Origin of the sequence: Marinomonas pollencensis (assembly GCF_003387375.1) — a bacterium.
GTDB classification, from domain to species: Bacteria; Pseudomonadota; Gammaproteobacteria; order Pseudomonadales; family Marinomonadaceae; genus Marinomonas; species Marinomonas pollencensis.
This window is the reverse complement of the sequence record NZ_QUNG01000022.1, coordinates 1-14,830: the sequence shown is the minus strand read 5'-3', so window position 1 is coordinate 14,830 and position 14,830 is coordinate 1. Positions and strand designations below refer to the sequence as shown.

Sequence of the window (14,830 nt, the reverse complement as noted above, 5' to 3'; positions counted from 1 at the left end):
CAGTAACGCAAACGAAACCGGTAGACCCAATAAAATAGAGCCCATTAACACGACCAAGAAAATCGTTAATGTCATTCTTCGTCCTCCATATCCATCAACCAGTTAGGGTTGAAGATACGAACTAGAGAGATGAAGGCTATGAGGAAGCCAGACACGACACCAGCGAGTGCAAATAGAGCCATAGAGAGACCTGTTAGCGAAGAAATATTGTTCCAGTTAGAGATGGTTTGGTTCATGGCTCCGACAAAGAGCATACTGGAGGAGATAAGAATAACGACCCAAATTAGGCGGTTTAGAAAGGGTACTGCACTGGGAAAGAAACGCTCTGAGAATTCGGCAATGGCAAGATGCTCGCCTCTGCGCAACACCACCGCGGCTCCTAGAAAGACAACCCAGACTAAGCACAGTCTAGAGAGCTCTATTGAGGCGCGAATGCTTGAGGAAAAGCCATAGCGCATCACGACATTGGTAAATACCAATACAATCATGAAGGCAAGCACGACGGTAATGAACACGTCGATGAATTGCCACATCCATTTTATTATTTTTGTCATGGTCACAGCCTTCGAATATTTCTAGAAATCCATTTTATTTTTATAAATCTAAACATTCATTTTGTTGATATTACATAGTTTTTTATTATTTTTTTCGGCCGCTATATTCTCATTTGAGATTAGATAATTAGAAAAAAAGTTCAAAAAAATCATTCGTGAATTAAATTTTATTTATTGGACTGATATGTTATATATTAAAAACAATAATTGGTCAACCAATAGGAAAATACATGCTTTCTAGATCGTTTTTAAGTGAGTTGGATGGGGATAAAGAGTGGCTTAAAAGCGAGTATTCAAGAGCCACTTTGGAAACCAAGATAGTGCATCTAGGCTTTGGCGCTTTTCATCGAGCTCATCAGGCAGTTTATACCGATTTAGCCAACCAAGCAGCGGATCCAAGCTGGGGGATATTTGGCATTAATTTGTTCCGTAAAGGGCCACTGACGGAGTCGTTTTTAGCGCAAGATAATCAGGCTATTCTGTTGGAAAAAGGGGCACAGAAAACCACTAAAAGGTTGGTGAGAAGCTTTACCGGAGCAATGAATATTGACGATAAAGGGGTGCCTGCAGCGCTGGATAAACTGTGTGAACCTCAGGTTGCCATTGTCTCTTTAACGGTGACAGAAAAAGGCTACTGCCTAACACCAGATGGCCATATTAACAGGGATCACGAGCTGATTGCTGAAGATTTAAAGCACCCAAGTTTGCCCCGATCTGCGATTGGTATTATCTGCGCGGCATTGAAATTACGTAAAGCATTGAAATTACCAGCCTTTAGCGTGATGTCGTGCGATAACATTCCAGAGAATGGCCGTAAGACCAAAACTGCGGTATTAGAATATGCTGAGCTGGTTGACTCTGAATTGGCCGCTTGGATTGCACAACAAGTAAGCTTTCCAAGCACCATGGTAGACCGGATTGTTCCCGCTATGAGTGACGCAAGTTTTGCCGAAATAGAGCAGTTAACTGGGCAGAGAGATGAGTTCGGTTTAATCAGCGAAAGCTTTAAACAGTGGGTCATTGAAGACCAGTTTTGTAGTGGTAGACCAAATTGGCACCTTGCCGGCGCCATGATGGTGGATGACGTACTTCCTTATGAAGAAATGAAGCTTAGAATGCTTAACGGTTCGCACTCCTTTTTAGCGTATGTAGGTTCTCTTTGTGGCCACCAATATATTTATCAATGCATGCAGGACCCCATATTAAAAGAAATGACGCTGGCATTAATGAATTATGAACAGGCCGCTTCTTTGTCCAGTCAATTAGAAATAGATTTGGATCAGTATGCCGCATTATTAATTGCACGCTTTAGCAATGAGAATATAAAGCATCAAACCGCTCAAATAGCGATGGATGGTTCACAAAAACTTCCTCCCAGAGTCATAGATTCTATTCTTACGTTAATGGCTAAGTCTGACGATGACTCGACACAAGCACCACAGATATTGCTGCTGTTGTTGGCCGCGTGGATGCACTTTATTCAAGGCAAACACACGAAGGATTTTCAACTTATTGATCCTGAAGCGAAGGCTTTAGCGGCGCTTCTTGCGGTTGATGATGAGCAAAAATGCGCATCATTACTAGGCTTTAAAGCCGTCTTTAGTGATGAGTTCGTTGCTCATCAAGCACTGGTGCAGCAGGTCTCTCATTATTATCACGCCATCGATCAACAAGGCATTAGAGCCGTTTTAGATGGATTCGTCACTTCACTTAGGAGTCCAAAATGAAATCGTTAATCTGTAATCAACCATTTGAAATTCAATACATAGATAGCCCTAAGCCGACAATAGAGAAAGATGAGGTTTTGCTTAAAATTAAGGCGGTTGGTATTTGCGGTACAGACATCCATGCTTATACCGGCAATCAGCCTTTTTTTTCTTATCCACGTATTTTGGGGCATGAAATTTGTGGTCTAGTCGAAGCCGTGGGAGACGATTGTTCGCCAGAGCTGTTGCAGCAATTTGTTGTGGTGATTCCTGCCATTGCGTGTGGTGAATGTGCCCCTTGTAAAGAAGGTAAGACAAATTGTTGTGACACGATTTCTTTGTATGGTGTGCATCAAGATGGCGGCTTCCAAGATTATTTAGCAGTAAAAGCGAGCAATGTTATTCCTGTACCGAGTTCAATTGATCCTGCTGCGGCTTCCTTGGTGGAGTGTTTTGCGATTGGTGCTCATGCCAATCGACGTGCTGAATCGAAAGAAAATGAGAATATCCTTGTGGTCGGCGCTGGGCCTATTGGCTTAGGGACTGCGGCAGTAGCCCTAGCGAATAAGGCTAATGTGGTGTTGGCGGATGTCAGCGCAGAGCGTAGAGCGCATGCGGAAAAAGTATTAGGGATTCAAACACTTAATCCAATGGATGAGAATTACCTAGACCTGCTGAGTCGGGCTTTTAATGGCAGCTTGGCTTGTACCGTGATGGATGCGACAGGCAATAAAGCATCGATGACCAACAGTGTGAATCTGATTCGCCATGGCGGAAAGATCGTTTTCATCGGTCTTTATATTGGCGATTTGCAACTGGATGATCCGACCTTCCATAAAAAAGAAACCACTCTTATTGCTAGTAGAAACGCGACTTTTGAAGATTTTGTTCGGGTCATTGACCTGTTCGAGTCAAAAGAAATCAGTGAAAGCATCATGGTTAATCAAGAATTTGACTTCGATACCATTGGTCTCGATTACGAAAACAATGTGGTGAAAAACAAAACACTGGTGAAAGGCATTATTCGCTTTAACTAATTCTAGCTTTAACTCATTTTGGGAAATGCATTATGACAACAATAAGAATAAATATTAAAGAACTGTACAGATTGGCGTTTAATAAACTGCGTACTGCGGGCTATCCAGAAAAAGTCGCGGCAGAAGTGGCCGATGTGTTGGTGCATGCGGACTCAAGAGGGGTCCACTCCCATGGTGTCATTCGTGTTGAGCATTATTGTCATCGTCTTGAAAAAGGCGGTATGAAGGCCAATGCGAGCTTTTCTATCGATAAAATAGCGCCTTCTGTGGCGATACTCGATGGTGATGATGGCATGGGGCACAGTGCGATGATCGCGGCCACTAAAGAAGCCATGGCGCTGGCAAAAGACAATGCACTGGGTTTTGTTAGTGTGAAGAATACCTCCCATTGTGGGGCTTTATCGTATTTTGCAGAAATGGCGGCTGAGCAAGGGTTGATCTCTATTGCCATGACGCAAACGGATACTTGTGTCGCTCCTTATGGTGGTGCTGAGCGTTTTTGGGGAACTAATCCGATTGCCTTTGGTTTTCCAGTAAAGGACAGTGACCCTGTGATCATCGATATGGCAACCAGTGCAACGGCATTTGGTAAGTTGCTACACGCGAAAGAAACGGGGAGCGATATCGCATTAGGCTTGGCCATTGATAAAGATGGAGTCGAAACAACCGATCCTCATGCTGCCACTACTTTGTTGCCTTTTGGTCAGCATAAAGGCTCTGGCTTGGCGCTTGCGATTGATGCGCTAACTGGCATGTTGGTCGGTGGTAACTTTAGTAATCATATTGTGCGTATGTACGATGATTACGACAAGATGCGCAAGCTGGCGAGTTTAATCATTGTTATCGACCCGGCCAAGTTTGGTGGTCATAGTTTCGCCGGCATGATGGCGCAAATGGTGATGGAATTGCATCAGGTTAAACCCGCACCAGGCTTTGATAAAGTGATGGCACCAAACGAGCCTCAGGTTGCCTATCTCGCGGATTGTGAGAACTATGGCGTGCCCATTAGTGAGTCTATTCATCAATACCTAACCCGTCCTTAAGCTTAGGAGTGCCTTATGAAAGAATACAAAATGTTCGTCAATGGCGCCTGGGTTAACGCAAAATCTGGCCGCACCGATGAGGTGATTAACCCAGCCACAGAGGACGTTATTGGGCGTATTCAACACGGTGACCGTGAGGACGCAAATAAGGTGATGGCTGCGGCGAAAGCCGCGCAAATTGCTTGGCGACAACAAACTGCTCGTGAGCGAGCCACACTAATGCGTGCTTTTGCCGCTGAGCTGCGTAATCGTAAACAGGCATTAGCGACGCTCTTGGTACAAGAGCAAGGCAAGTTACTAAAAGTCGCGTTAGGCGAGGTAGAAGCCGCCTGCGGTTTTATTGAATATGCATGTGATTGGGCGCGCCAAATGGACGGCGATATTGTCAAATCGGATAACCCTAATGAGCATATTTGGATTCATAAAGTGCCACGTGGGGTGATTGTTGCGATTACTGCTTGGAATTTTCCGTTGGCGTTAGCCGCGCGCAAAATAGGCCCTGCGCTGATTGCGGGCAATACCATAGTGGTGAAACCAACCACAGAGACCCCACTCGCAACCTTGGAGCTAGGTTATATTGCTGAGCAGGTCGGCTTGCCAAAAGGTGTGTTAAATATCGTTACGGGCGGTGGTCGTACATTAGGCGATGCGTTAGTACGTCATCCAGATACGAAAATGGTGTCTATGACGGGCAGCACGCCGGCGGGGCAAGCCATTGTTAAAGCCTCAGCAGACAATTTAGCCCATGTGCAGCTAGAGTTGGGTGGTAAAGCACCTTTCATCGTGATGGACGATGCCGATCTTGAGCAAGCGGCAGCCGCAGCATTGCATTCGCGTTTTGATAACTGCGGGCAAGTGTGTACTTGTAATGAGCGCATGTACATTCATGATGCGGTGTACGATGAGTTTATGGCGCTGTTTTTGGCTAAGGTTAAGGCGCTTAAAGTGGGTGATCCTATGCTAGAAGACACAGATCTAGGCCCGAAAGTAAACCAAAGAGAAGTGGAGGCCATGGAGCGTTTGGTGGCCCAGAGCGTCAAAGAAGGCGCGCAAATAGCCACAGGCGGTGCGCGCTTGAAAGAAGGGCCTTATGAAAAAGGCTTTTGGTTTGAGCCCACGGTACTAACCCATGTAAGCCAAGACATGAGCATTGTCCATGAAGAGTCGTTTGGGCCTATTTTGCCTGTGATTAGGTTCAATAGCTTGGACCAGGTGATTGGTTATGCGAATGACAGTGATTATGGCTTAGCGGCGATGGTGTGCACCAAAGAGATGAAGACCATTTTGCGTTTAGTGGATGAGTTAGAAGCGGGTGAAGTCTATATTAATCGCGGGCACGGTGAACAGCATCAAGGCTTCCACAATGGCTATAAATTGAGTGGCACAGGTGGCGAAGATGGTAAGTACGGCTTTGAGCAGTATCTAGAAAAGAAAACCTTTTACGTGAATTTTGATTAAGTCGAGATTGCTCCCGACAGTAGAGTAAAAAGCCCCTAGGTTTGTGCTTATCACAGCATCATTACCTAGGGGCTTTCTTTTGAAGGCTTATCTCTTATTAGAGCATGTTGTTAAGACGTCAGTATTTTAAGAGATCAGTCTTTTAACACGTATTTTTTCAGAGCAAATTCCACACCACGAATCTCTGCTAAACCTTTCATACGGCCAAGGGCAGAATAACCAGGCTTGGAGTCGCGACGTAGGTCATCCATGATTTGGTGACCATGGTCTGGACGCAGTGGAATTGAGCCACCTTCGCCGGTTTCTTTACGACGTTGCTCTTCTTTTAATAGCACCAAAATCACATCTGAAATGTCAGCATTGCCTTCTAAGTGAGCCGCTTCATGGAAGCTTCCCCAGGTTTCTTCCCTTTGGGTCGAACGCAAGTGGGTGAAATAAATGCGATCTGCAAAATCGGTCGCCATGGCGCATAAATCGTTGTCTTCACGAACACCATAAGAGCCAGTACAAAAGGTGATGCCATTGGTTTTTGATGGCACACGATTGATCAACCACTGAACGTCATCTTTGGTAGAAACAATGCGTGGTAAGCCTAAAATAGGGCGCGGTGGATCATCAGGATGTACCGCAAGAGAGACGCCGCAGGCCTCAGCGACGGGCACGATATGATCTAAAAAGTGGGCAAAGTTTTCTCTAAGAGTGTCCTTGTCTATCTTGTCATAAGCCGCTAATGCAGAGCGAAAGTTTTCTAATGTGTAGCTTTCTTCTGCGCCGGGTAAACCCGCTAAAATGGTGCCAATTAATTGCTCTTTGCCTAGTTCATCTAGGGCTTCCAAATGTTTTTTAGCGGCGCTTATTTCCGCTTCGCTGTACTCGGCTTCAGCGCCTTCTCTTTGTAAAATAAACAGATCAAACGCCGCAAAAGCGGTTTGATCAAAGCGCAATGCACGGGAGCCATCGGGGAGGCTGTAGCCTAGGTCGGTGCGCGTCCAGTCCAACACTGGCATAAAGTTATAGCAGACAGTGGAAATGCCACACTCCGCTAGGTTGCGTATGCTTTGCGCGTAGTTTTCTATGTATTGCTTATAGTTGCCCGTGCGTTGCTTAATATCTTCATGAACAGGAATGCTTTCTACCACAGACCAACGCATGCCAGCCGCTTCTATGGTGGCTTTGACTTCTTTAATACGCTCAATAGGCCAAACATCGCCATTGGGTAAGTTGTGCAAAGCGGTGACTATGCCGGTCGCGCCCGCTTGTCGAATGTCTTGTAAACTAATCGGATCTTGAGCTCCGAACCAACGCCAAGTATGTTCCATAAAATACGCTCCTAATGGTTTTTATTTGTTGATTTACAAGCGTTTCGCATCATTCCTAAGAGGTCTTCTTTAGCTTGTAGCGCGTCAAACAGAGAGGCCAAACGCGTAATGAGCGCGTTGTTGGTCATCATGCTTGGCGGGAAAACGTCTTGTTGCGATAGGCAGGCTGAAATCAACTCAAAAGAGTTTGAATATTGAGCCAGTACGAGCGCGAATAATTCGGCTTCTAACGGGTCATTGATGGATGTTTTCTGTTGGGCAGCTTGCTGAATGTAAAACAGCCAACCGGCAATGCCCAATTCGATTGCGGCAGACGAAGCTTGTCTGTTTAGTTGCTCTTCCAGGCCTGTAAGCCAGCGTTGCGGCAGCTTTTGGCTGCCATCCATGGCGATCTGAGAAAGCTGGTGCTGTAAGCTGTCATTGGCAAAACGAGTCAGCAATTGTTGGCTGTAAGAGAGTAACTCTTCGGCTTTGCAGGTGGTTAAAGTCGGGGCGACTTCTTGCTGCATATAATGTTCAAGAAACCCGCGTATGTCGCTGTTTTGCATGGCTTGTGCAACGCTTTGGTAGCCTGCTAGCTGGCCAAGATAGGCCAATAAGGAATGGCTGCCATTGAGCATTCTTAGCTTCATGGTTTCGTAACTCGACACATCGGCGACCATTTTCACGCCAGCAGATTCCCATTGTGGCCGTCCTGTTGGGAAATTATCTTCGATCACCCATTGGCAGAATGCTTCGCACTTCACAACCGTGGACGTGGCTATGCCAGTATCTGCTTTGATGCTCTGTAAATCTTCTTGGGAGAGCGCAGGGACAATGCGATCGACCATAGAGCTTGGAAACGCGACTTGTGCTTCTATCCATGCGGCTAACGAAGCGTCTTGTGCTCTTGCCATACCAAGCACAGCATTTTGGGTTCTCACGCCGTTATGGGGCATATTGTCGCAAGACAACACAGTGAAAGCGGGAATGCCTTGTGAACGCCTTTGTTTTAAGGCGTTGACGATTAGACCCAATGCCGTTTTCGGAGCGTCAGGGTGCTCGATATCATGCACTATGGCAGGATTGTCTAGTAGCAAATTGCCGCTTGATGGTGACAAGTAATAGCCTTTTTCGGTCACGGTTAACGTGACTATCTTGGTGGTAGCTGCGCTCATTTGGGCCAGTAGTTGCTGTCGTTCTACTTGGTTGCCAGCAAAGAAAGCCTGCTTAATGGCTTTGATTTCACGCACCACTATATGTTGACTGTCCGTATACTCGACGACAGGGTAGCTATAATGCGTCGCCGCTAACTGCTCGACCAATTGGTAATTGGAGCGAATGTTGGCACTGGCGATCATCCAATCGCCACCATGTTGGGCGAGTGTTTTTTCTAGGTACACCGCTTGATGACCACGATGAAAAGCCCCTAAGCCAATATGCACCAGTCCAACTTGATGTTGGTCTGGGTTGATTGCACTGGGGATCTGTTGAATGTCCATGATATGTTCTCCGCTCACAGGCCCATTAATCTAATAAAGACGGTAACCAGAGTGAAATGGCAGGCACATAAGAGACCAGCAAAAGCACTAGGATGTTACAGATTAAGAATGGCCAAATTGCACGCACAATACGCGTCATTGGTAAATCACTGATGCCCGCGGCAACAAACAAGCAGACCCCAACCGGTGGTGTGGTTAAGCCGATAATTAGGTTTAATACAGCCATTACACCAAAATGAATCGGGTCCATGCCAATCCCTTCTGCCACTTTTAAAAGTGTCGGGAAAAGAATGATCAGCGCCGCGATGGTTTCCATAAAACCACCGACAATCAAGAGCACAATATTAATGATCAAGATCACCACAAGTGGGTTTTCACTAATGCCGAAAATGGCGTTGGCAAGCATTTGAGGGATTTGCTCGCTGGTCAGTATCCAGCCAAATAAATTGGCCATGCCCACTAGTAACAATAGGCTGGTGGAGCTTAATACTGTGCTGACTAAAAGCTTTGGAAGGTTCTGCCAAGTTAGACCTTTATAGACAAACATCCCGACTACAAAGGCATATAGACTTGCCATGATAGAGGCTTCGGTTGGTGTGAAAAGTCCACCAATGATGCCGTAGAGGATAATAAAGGTCATTAGCAAAGCCCAAAAGGCTCCTTTGCCGACCGTATAAATTTCTTTCAGTGTCGCGCGTTTTTCTCGAGGGTATTGACGCTTTACCGCAATAATATAAGCCGTCACCATCATGGCTAAACCGAGCATGATGCCGGGAACGACCCCAGCTAAAAACATCTTGCCAACGGAAATGCCACTTAATGAACCGACGATAATCATAGGAACACTCGGTGGAATAATCGGGCCTATGGTGGACGATGCTGCGGTCACTGCGGCGGCGAAGGGTTTGTCATAGCCACTTTTAGCCATGCCAGGAATCATTACCGCGCCAATGCTGGCGGTGTCGGCAACGGCGGTACCTGAAATACCACCGAAAATCATCGATCCACCTACGTTAGCAAGTCCTAGCCCACCACGAATATGACCTAATAGCGCATTACTAAAGCGGATAATATAATCGGTTATGTTGCCGACGTTCATCAGATTGCCAGCCAGAATAAAGCCGGGGATACAGAGCAGAACAAATGAGTCCATACCTGCATAAAGGCGTTGCGGAACAATGGTTAAAGGAATGCCAGTAAGGGTTAAATAAGCCAGTGAGGCAACACCAAGGCAAAAAACAATAGGTACGCCGATGAGCAACAGGGCGAAGAAAACGGCAAATAGAATAATGACGTCCATTATGGCGACACTCCTTGGTCATCGCGCTCAAGCAACACAAGCAAGGCACTCATAAAGCTATAAAAAGCGGTTAAAGCGAAGAAAAAGCTCACGGATAAAAAAGCCCAATACATAGGAACTTCTAGCGCTGGGGAGGTTTGCCAGCGGCCAACTTGAGCGTATTTATAGGCATAAGGCAAAATATAGAGAGAAAAGCTTCCGGCTAATAGGTGACAAAATAGTTGATAAACTTTCGTCCAGATTGCGTTTAAACCGGATTGGAACAGCTCCAAGCGAACGTGCTGATTTTTACTAATGACTAGTCCAGACCCCATGACAATCAGATAGACAAAAAGATAACGTGACAGCTCTTCGGTCCAGATTGGCGAACTTGGTAATAAGAAACGTGAAAATACCTGCAAAATGACAACGGCAACAATGCCCAACAATGCCAATATAGACAGTAGCGCAAATAAGCGATCTGCCATGCGCAGTATGAGTTTAATAAAACCTTCTAACTTACTCGTATATTGAGTAATTAAGGTTGTTTGAGATGAGTGACTCATCGCCTTTACTCCAGCGGCATCAGCCTTTGCCTAGCGTCAGGCAAAGGCTGATGAATTAACCTAATTTAGATCTTTTTGAATAGCTCAAGTTGCTCGTCGGTTAGGGCGTCTTGAACCGCTTTTTTGGCTTTCGCTTTAAAAGCTTCTAGGTCTGGAGTGACAAATTCCATACCATGAGATTCCAGTGTTGTTCTTAGCTGGGCTTCATCGCTGGCGAACATTTTATGCTCGTAAGTTTGCATTTGTTTGCCGGCGTCTAAGACGATCGCTTGCAGATCTGCTGGCATGCTATTCAATTTATCTTGTCCGATAACAACATAGATCCAACTGCGTACGTGGCCAGTTAAATTGACGTATTTTTGTACTTCATAGAAGCTGGCGCTGTTGATTAAGCTAAGAGGGTTTTCTTGGCCATCAATGGTGTTTTGTTGCAATGAAGTAAACACTTCACTAAATGCCATTGGAATAGGTTTAGCACCAAGGGCTTGCCATGTTTTAACGAACAAAGGCACGTTAGGAACACGTAACTTCAAACCATTAAGGTCGTCTGGGGTCATGATCTTACGGTTAGAGGTTAGGTGACGCGGGCCACGTTCAAACCAAGCAATCGGTTTTAGGCCAGTACGCTGGGTGATTTGCTCGCTGATCTCTTTACCAACTTCACCATTAACCGCTTTGGTTAATTGCTCTGAGCTGGTAAATGCATATGGCACCGCCATTAACGCGGCTTTTGGCGCCCAGTTCTGTAAGGATTCGCCGGTGATTGTCATGTCAGCTGTGCCAAGTTGAATGCTGTTGATCACATCCATTTCTTTGCCGAGTTGTTCGCTAGGGTATAGCTTCACTTCGATGCGCCCATTGGACTCAGCTTCAGCGACTTCTTTGAATTTCATCGCGGCTTTGTGCCAAATGTTCTCTTCGTTTGCCGGGTGGCCAAATTTTAATGTGACCTCGGCTGCCTGAGATAATCCAGCAACTAACACAGAAGACAGTAAGGCGAGCTTAAACATTGGTTTGATCATAAATGACTCCATTTTTATTATTAGATTTAGGTTTTTTGAGGTTACTCGCTCATCTCTACAAGCACTTTGCGAGTGAGTTCAGGGTGGTTTTCCATCAGCTGGATTCCCTCTGATATTTCATTCAACGAGATGCGGTGGCTAATTAAAGCCAACGGATCAAGACGACCAGACGCTATCATGTCTAATACTTGCGGAAAGCGTCGATTGTTTAATCGCGAGCCAACAATGGTGAGCTCTTTTTTAATCACTTCGATTTGCGCTAAATCACTGGGTACTGAGTTAAAGCCCAGTAGACCAACGCGACCTGCAGGGCAGGCGATGCGCAATATTTCAGGGAGCAATGCAGGGATGCAGGCGGCATCAGCAATCAACGGCATGCCTTCTCCTTGCATCATCTCTTGGATACGTTCTTCTACATTATCTTGACGGCTGTTGATGGTGTCGGTTGCGCCAAGTGCTAAGGCATTTTCTAGGCGCTGCTCAACAATGTCGGTCACAACAATTCGTTCAATGCCCATGGCTTTTGCCACTTGAACTATGGTTAAGCCAATCACGCCTGCACCATAAACTAATAAACTGTCCCCTGGTAACGGCGCCATTCTGCTGAGCACATTCGTTGCAATGGAATAAGGCTCTACCAAAGCGGCTTGTTCTAGGGTGACATTGTCTGGCAACACAACAACATTGCTGGCAGGGACGCTGGTGAATTCGCCAAAGCCGCCATTTCTATGAACGCCAAAAACTTGCAAGTTGGCACACACATTCACGCGCCCAACTCGACAAGGGTAGCAGTGGCCACAGCTGATTACAGGGTCAACACAGACTCTGTCTCCTTGCTGTATATTTTCGACATCATCGCCTACTGAGGTGACGACCCCTGAAAATTCATGGCCAGTAATGCGAGGAAACTGAACAAATGGATTTTGCCCATGAATGATGTGCAAGTCTGATCCACAAATACCAGCAAACGAGGTTTTAATTAATACTTCTCCAGGCTCTGCTTGCGGAGTTTGAGTGTCAATTAAGGCATAGTCGTTTATGTTCGCTACTTGAAATGCTTTCATCTTATTCACCAGTTCCATAGGGTGCCGTCTTCCAGTCGATTCACTGGAAGATAAGCGGGTTTGTAGGGGTAATTTGCGGCTAATTCTTCGTTGATATCCACGCCATGCCCTGGGGCTTCTCCAGGGGTGAAAAAGCCCTCTTTAAATTGGTAAGCATGAGAAAAAACCGACTCTGTTTCTGGGCTATGGGGCATGTGTTCTTGAATGCCAAAATTAGGCACCCAGGCATCAAAGTGAAGGGCTGCCCCCATGCATACAGGCGACAAATCAGTTGCCCCATGAAACCCAGTTTTGACCTGAAATATGGCCGCGAAATCGGCTATTCGGCGGACATTGGTAATGCCGCCTGCATGGGTAATTGGGGCGCGAATGTAGTCGATTAATTGGTTCTGAATCAGTCCTTGGCAGTCATGTAGGCTGTTAAACACTTCACCAACGGCTAACGGAGTTGTGGTGTGTTGACGGATTAACTCAAACGCCGATTGATTTTCAGCAGGTGTGCAGTCTTCAAGCCAAAATAAGTGATAAGGCTCAACTTCTTTGCCTAATCTGGCCGCTTGAATAGGGGTTAATCTATGGTGTACATCGTGGAGAATATGCAGCTCTTCACCAAACTTTTCACGTACCGCTTTAAATAGAGAAGGTACATGGTTTAAGTATTTTTCAGTCGACCAAACATGCTCAGAGGGTAGACTGGAATCGGCTGGCTCGTAGGGTTCCCCCGCTTCTTTTGCAACGCCATACGTCGTTGCTATGCCTGGAATACCGCATTGCACGCGTACTGCTTTATAGCCAAGTGCCACATGGCGTTCCACTTCTGCTAAACAGCTTTCGATGTCTAGGCCAGTGGCGTGGCCGTAAACCATCACTTTTTCTCGACTTTTTCCACCGAGTAATTGGTAGAGGGGTAATCCAGCGACTTTTGCTTTGATGTCCCATAAAGCCACATCGACGGCCGCAATAGCCGTCATGCTAATAGGGCCGCGACGCCAATAAGCGCCACGGTATAAATATTGCCAAATATCTTCTATTCGATGAGGGTCTTTGCCAATGAGTGTGGGGATAACATGATCTTGTAAATAGGATACAACGGCCAGTTCACGACCATTTAGTGTCGCATCACCAATGCCATAGAGGCCTTGGTCTGTTTCTATTTTCAGAGTGACAAGGTTACGGCCAGGGCAAGTGACGATAACTTTGGCGGATTTGATTTTCATGGAACGACACCTAGTAGTTGTTTTTTTTGGTATGCCAAATCTAATCTGTGGGCTAAAAGTAGCGCGAAAAAAAGACAAAAACAAGGGTGTTTTCTAAATTGGTATGCCAAATTTGAAATATTTAGGAAATTCATCCATCGAATAGTCGACTTTTCTCTGGCTTTCGGTAAAAATGGCATACCAGTTATTTGATGATTTTTAAGACAATAGTATGGCTGAACGACTTTATAGAGAAATAGGGCAAAAAATCAGGCTTGAGATCGAGAAATCGGCGCTAAAAGTGGGGGATAAACTACCCACAGAACGTGTCTATGCGGAGCTGTTTGGTGTAAGCCGCACCTTGGTAAGAGAGGCCTTTATTATGTTGGAAATTGAAGACTTGATAGAGGTAAGAAAGGGGTCGGGTAGCTATTTAAAAAATACCCTCGCGTCACAGGTTTCCTTGCCGGAAATATCAGATGTAGGGCCGTTTGAAATGCTGCAAGCTCGGCAGGTGCTGGAAAGCGCGATTGCGGCTCAGGCAGCCATCTCGATTACCAAAGCTGACATTCAACAGTTGCAAGAGACGCTGGAGCTAGAGGGGGCGGAGCTCAACTCGGTTGAAAAGGCCAACTCAGCGGACAGAGAGTTTCACTTATTAATAGCGAAAGCGACACAAAATACCTTGCTAGTGGATACGGCGACTCGACTGTGGGAAATGCGCGACAGCAACCCAATGTGGAATCAACTGCATGCTCGTATCAAGGATTCCTCTTATCATGGTCAATGGATCGATGATCACAAAGACATTTTAATGCAATTGAAAAAACGCAGTGAAAGTGGCGCAAGACAAGCCATGTGGCAGCATTTAGAAAATGTAAAACAGACTTTATTCTCTTTATCGGACACTGATGCGCCTGACTTTGATGGCTATATCTTTGCGCAACCTAATCAGGGCTAGATGATTTGTAGGTGTCTAGCTGAGCGGAAAGGCCATTTGGCCTTTCCGCTTTTTGTTTGCCCAGCGAAGCTGGCAAACCCGTCAGGTTGAAAGAAACCTGTCTTACCCCGACTGAGGGGAAGAGAATCCGAATCGCAAGGGCGT

13 protein-coding genes are annotated in these 14,830 nt (G+C 45.9%); 5 read left to right on the top strand and 8 right to left on the bottom strand.

From position 1 onward, the window contains the following. Positions 1-71: 71 nt before the first annotated feature. Positions 72-554 carry a TRAP transporter small permease gene (locus tag DFP81_RS17720; RefSeq protein ID WP_115899221.1) on the bottom strand — a complete coding sequence of 161 codons (483 nt, stop codon included), beginning with the start codon at positions 552-554 and terminating at the stop codon, positions 72-74. A 230-nt stretch (positions 555-784) separates the two neighbouring features. Between DFP81_RS17720 and DFP81_RS17715 the strand changes: the two genes are divergently transcribed. The 4 genes from DFP81_RS17715 to aldA are packed head-to-tail and all read left to right on the top strand — an operon-like array spanning position 785 to position 5,798. After that, the gene (locus DFP81_RS17715; protein WP_115899220.1) at positions 785-2,281 is read left to right on the top strand and encodes a mannitol dehydrogenase family protein; all 1,497 of its coding nucleotides are present in this window, start codon (positions 785-787) and stop codon (positions 2,279-2,281) included. Continuing rightward, positions 2,278-3,297 (top strand): zinc-binding alcohol dehydrogenase family protein, encoded by a 1,020-nt coding sequence (locus DFP81_RS17710; RefSeq protein WP_115899219.1) that lies wholly within the window; start codon positions 2,278-2,280, stop codon positions 3,295-3,297. Before DFP81_RS17715 ends, DFP81_RS17710 begins: the two co-directional genes overlap by 4 nt. Before the next feature lie 32 nt (positions 3,298-3,329). Further along, complete coding sequence (locus DFP81_RS17705) at positions 3,330-4,340, top strand: Ldh family oxidoreductase (protein WP_115899218.1); 1,011 nt, start codon at positions 3,330-3,332, stop codon at positions 4,338-4,340. A 15-nt stretch (positions 4,341-4,355) separates the two neighbouring features. Continuing rightward, complete coding sequence (gene aldA, locus DFP81_RS17700) at positions 4,356-5,798, top strand: aldehyde dehydrogenase (RefSeq protein WP_115899217.1); 1,443 nt, start codon at positions 4,356-4,358, stop codon at positions 5,796-5,798. 134 nt (positions 5,799-5,932) lie between these two features. On the opposite strand, the gene uxuA is transcribed toward aldA, so the two are convergent. The 7 genes from uxuA to manD form a co-directional block, all read right to left on the bottom strand. Further along, entirely contained in the window at positions 5,933-7,117 is a 1,185-nt protein-coding gene (gene uxuA, locus DFP81_RS17695; protein ID WP_115899216.1) for a mannonate dehydratase, read from the bottom strand. 11 nt (positions 7,118-7,128) lie between these two features. Beyond that, on the bottom strand, positions 7,129-8,598 hold the full coding sequence (locus DFP81_RS17690) for a mannitol dehydrogenase family protein (RefSeq protein ID WP_245959211.1): 1,470 nt from the start codon (positions 8,596-8,598) through the stop codon (positions 7,129-7,131). A 25-nt stretch (positions 8,599-8,623) separates the two neighbouring features. Then, positions 8,624-9,898, bottom strand: coding sequence for a TRAP transporter large permease (locus DFP81_RS17685; protein ID WP_115899215.1), 1,275 nt, complete (start codon positions 9,896-9,898; stop codon positions 8,624-8,626). Further along, complete coding sequence (locus DFP81_RS17680; protein ID WP_115899214.1) at positions 9,898-10,443, bottom strand: TRAP transporter small permease; 546 nt, start codon at positions 10,441-10,443, stop codon at positions 9,898-9,900. Before DFP81_RS17680 ends, DFP81_RS17685 begins: the two co-directional genes overlap by 1 nt. 65 nt (positions 10,444-10,508) lie before the next feature. After that, the gene (locus tag DFP81_RS17675) at positions 10,509-11,465 is read right to left on the bottom strand and encodes a TRAP transporter substrate-binding protein (RefSeq protein ID WP_115899213.1); all 957 of its coding nucleotides are present in this window, start codon (positions 11,463-11,465) and stop codon (positions 10,509-10,511) included. A gap of 41 nt (positions 11,466-11,506) precedes the next feature. Next, complete coding sequence (locus tag DFP81_RS17670) at positions 11,507-12,529, bottom strand: Zn-dependent oxidoreductase (RefSeq protein ID WP_115899222.1); 1,023 nt, start codon at positions 12,527-12,529, stop codon at positions 11,507-11,509. Between the two features lie 5 nt (positions 12,530-12,534). Further along, positions 12,535-13,746 (bottom strand): D-mannonate dehydratase ManD, encoded by a 1,212-nt coding sequence (gene manD / locus DFP81_RS17665; RefSeq protein WP_115899212.1) that lies wholly within the window; start codon positions 13,744-13,746, stop codon positions 12,535-12,537. Between the two features lie 211 nt (positions 13,747-13,957). Here manD and DFP81_RS17660 point away from each other — a divergent pair, with 211 nt between their 5' ends. Beyond that, positions 13,958-14,686 (top strand): FCD domain-containing protein, encoded by a 729-nt coding sequence (locus DFP81_RS17660; protein ID WP_115899211.1) that lies wholly within the window; start codon positions 13,958-13,960, stop codon positions 14,684-14,686. Positions 14,687-14,830: the final 144 nt, after the last annotated feature.

Bases quoted from the DNA above. Each gene is read 5' to 3' on its own strand.
- DFP81_RS17715 (WP_115899220.1), top strand. From the start codon at position 785: ATGCTTTCTAGATCGTTTTTAAGTGAGTTGGATGGGGATAAAGAGTGG.
- manD (WP_115899212.1), bottom strand. From the start codon at position 13,746: ATGAAAATCAAATCCGCCAAAGTTATCGTCACTTGCCCTGGCCGTAAC.
- DFP81_RS17705 (WP_115899218.1), top strand. From the start codon at position 3,330: ATGACAACAATAAGAATAAATATTAAAGAACTGTACAGATTGGCGTTT.
- DFP81_RS17675 (WP_115899213.1), bottom strand. From the start codon at position 11,465: ATGATCAAACCAATGTTTAAGCTCGCCTTACTGTCTTCTGTGTTAGTT.
- DFP81_RS17670 (WP_115899222.1), bottom strand. From the start codon at position 12,529: ATGAAAGCATTTCAAGTAGCGAACATAAACGACTATGCCTTAATTGAC.
- DFP81_RS17690 (WP_245959211.1), bottom strand. From the start codon at position 8,598: ATGGACATTCAACAGATCCCCAGTGCAATCAACCCAGACCAACATCAA.
- DFP81_RS17680 (WP_115899214.1), bottom strand. From the start codon at position 10,443: ATGAGTCACTCATCTCAAACAACCTTAATTACTCAATATACGAGTAAG.
- uxuA (WP_115899216.1), bottom strand. From the start codon at position 7,117: ATGGAACATACTTGGCGTTGGTTCGGAGCTCAAGATCCGATTAGTTTA.
- DFP81_RS17685 (WP_115899215.1), bottom strand. From the start codon at position 9,898: ATGGACGTCATTATTCTATTTGCCGTTTTCTTCGCCCTGTTGCTCATC.
- DFP81_RS17660 (WP_115899211.1), top strand. From the start codon at position 13,958: ATGGCTGAACGACTTTATAGAGAAATAGGGCAAAAAATCAGGCTTGAG.
- aldA (WP_115899217.1), top strand. From the start codon at position 4,356: ATGAAAGAATACAAAATGTTCGTCAATGGCGCCTGGGTTAACGCAAAA.
- DFP81_RS17720 (WP_115899221.1), bottom strand. From the start codon at position 554: ATGACAAAAATAATAAAATGGATGTGGCAATTCATCGACGTGTTCATT.
- DFP81_RS17710 (WP_115899219.1), top strand. From the start codon at position 2,278: ATGAAATCGTTAATCTGTAATCAACCATTTGAAATTCAATACATAGAT.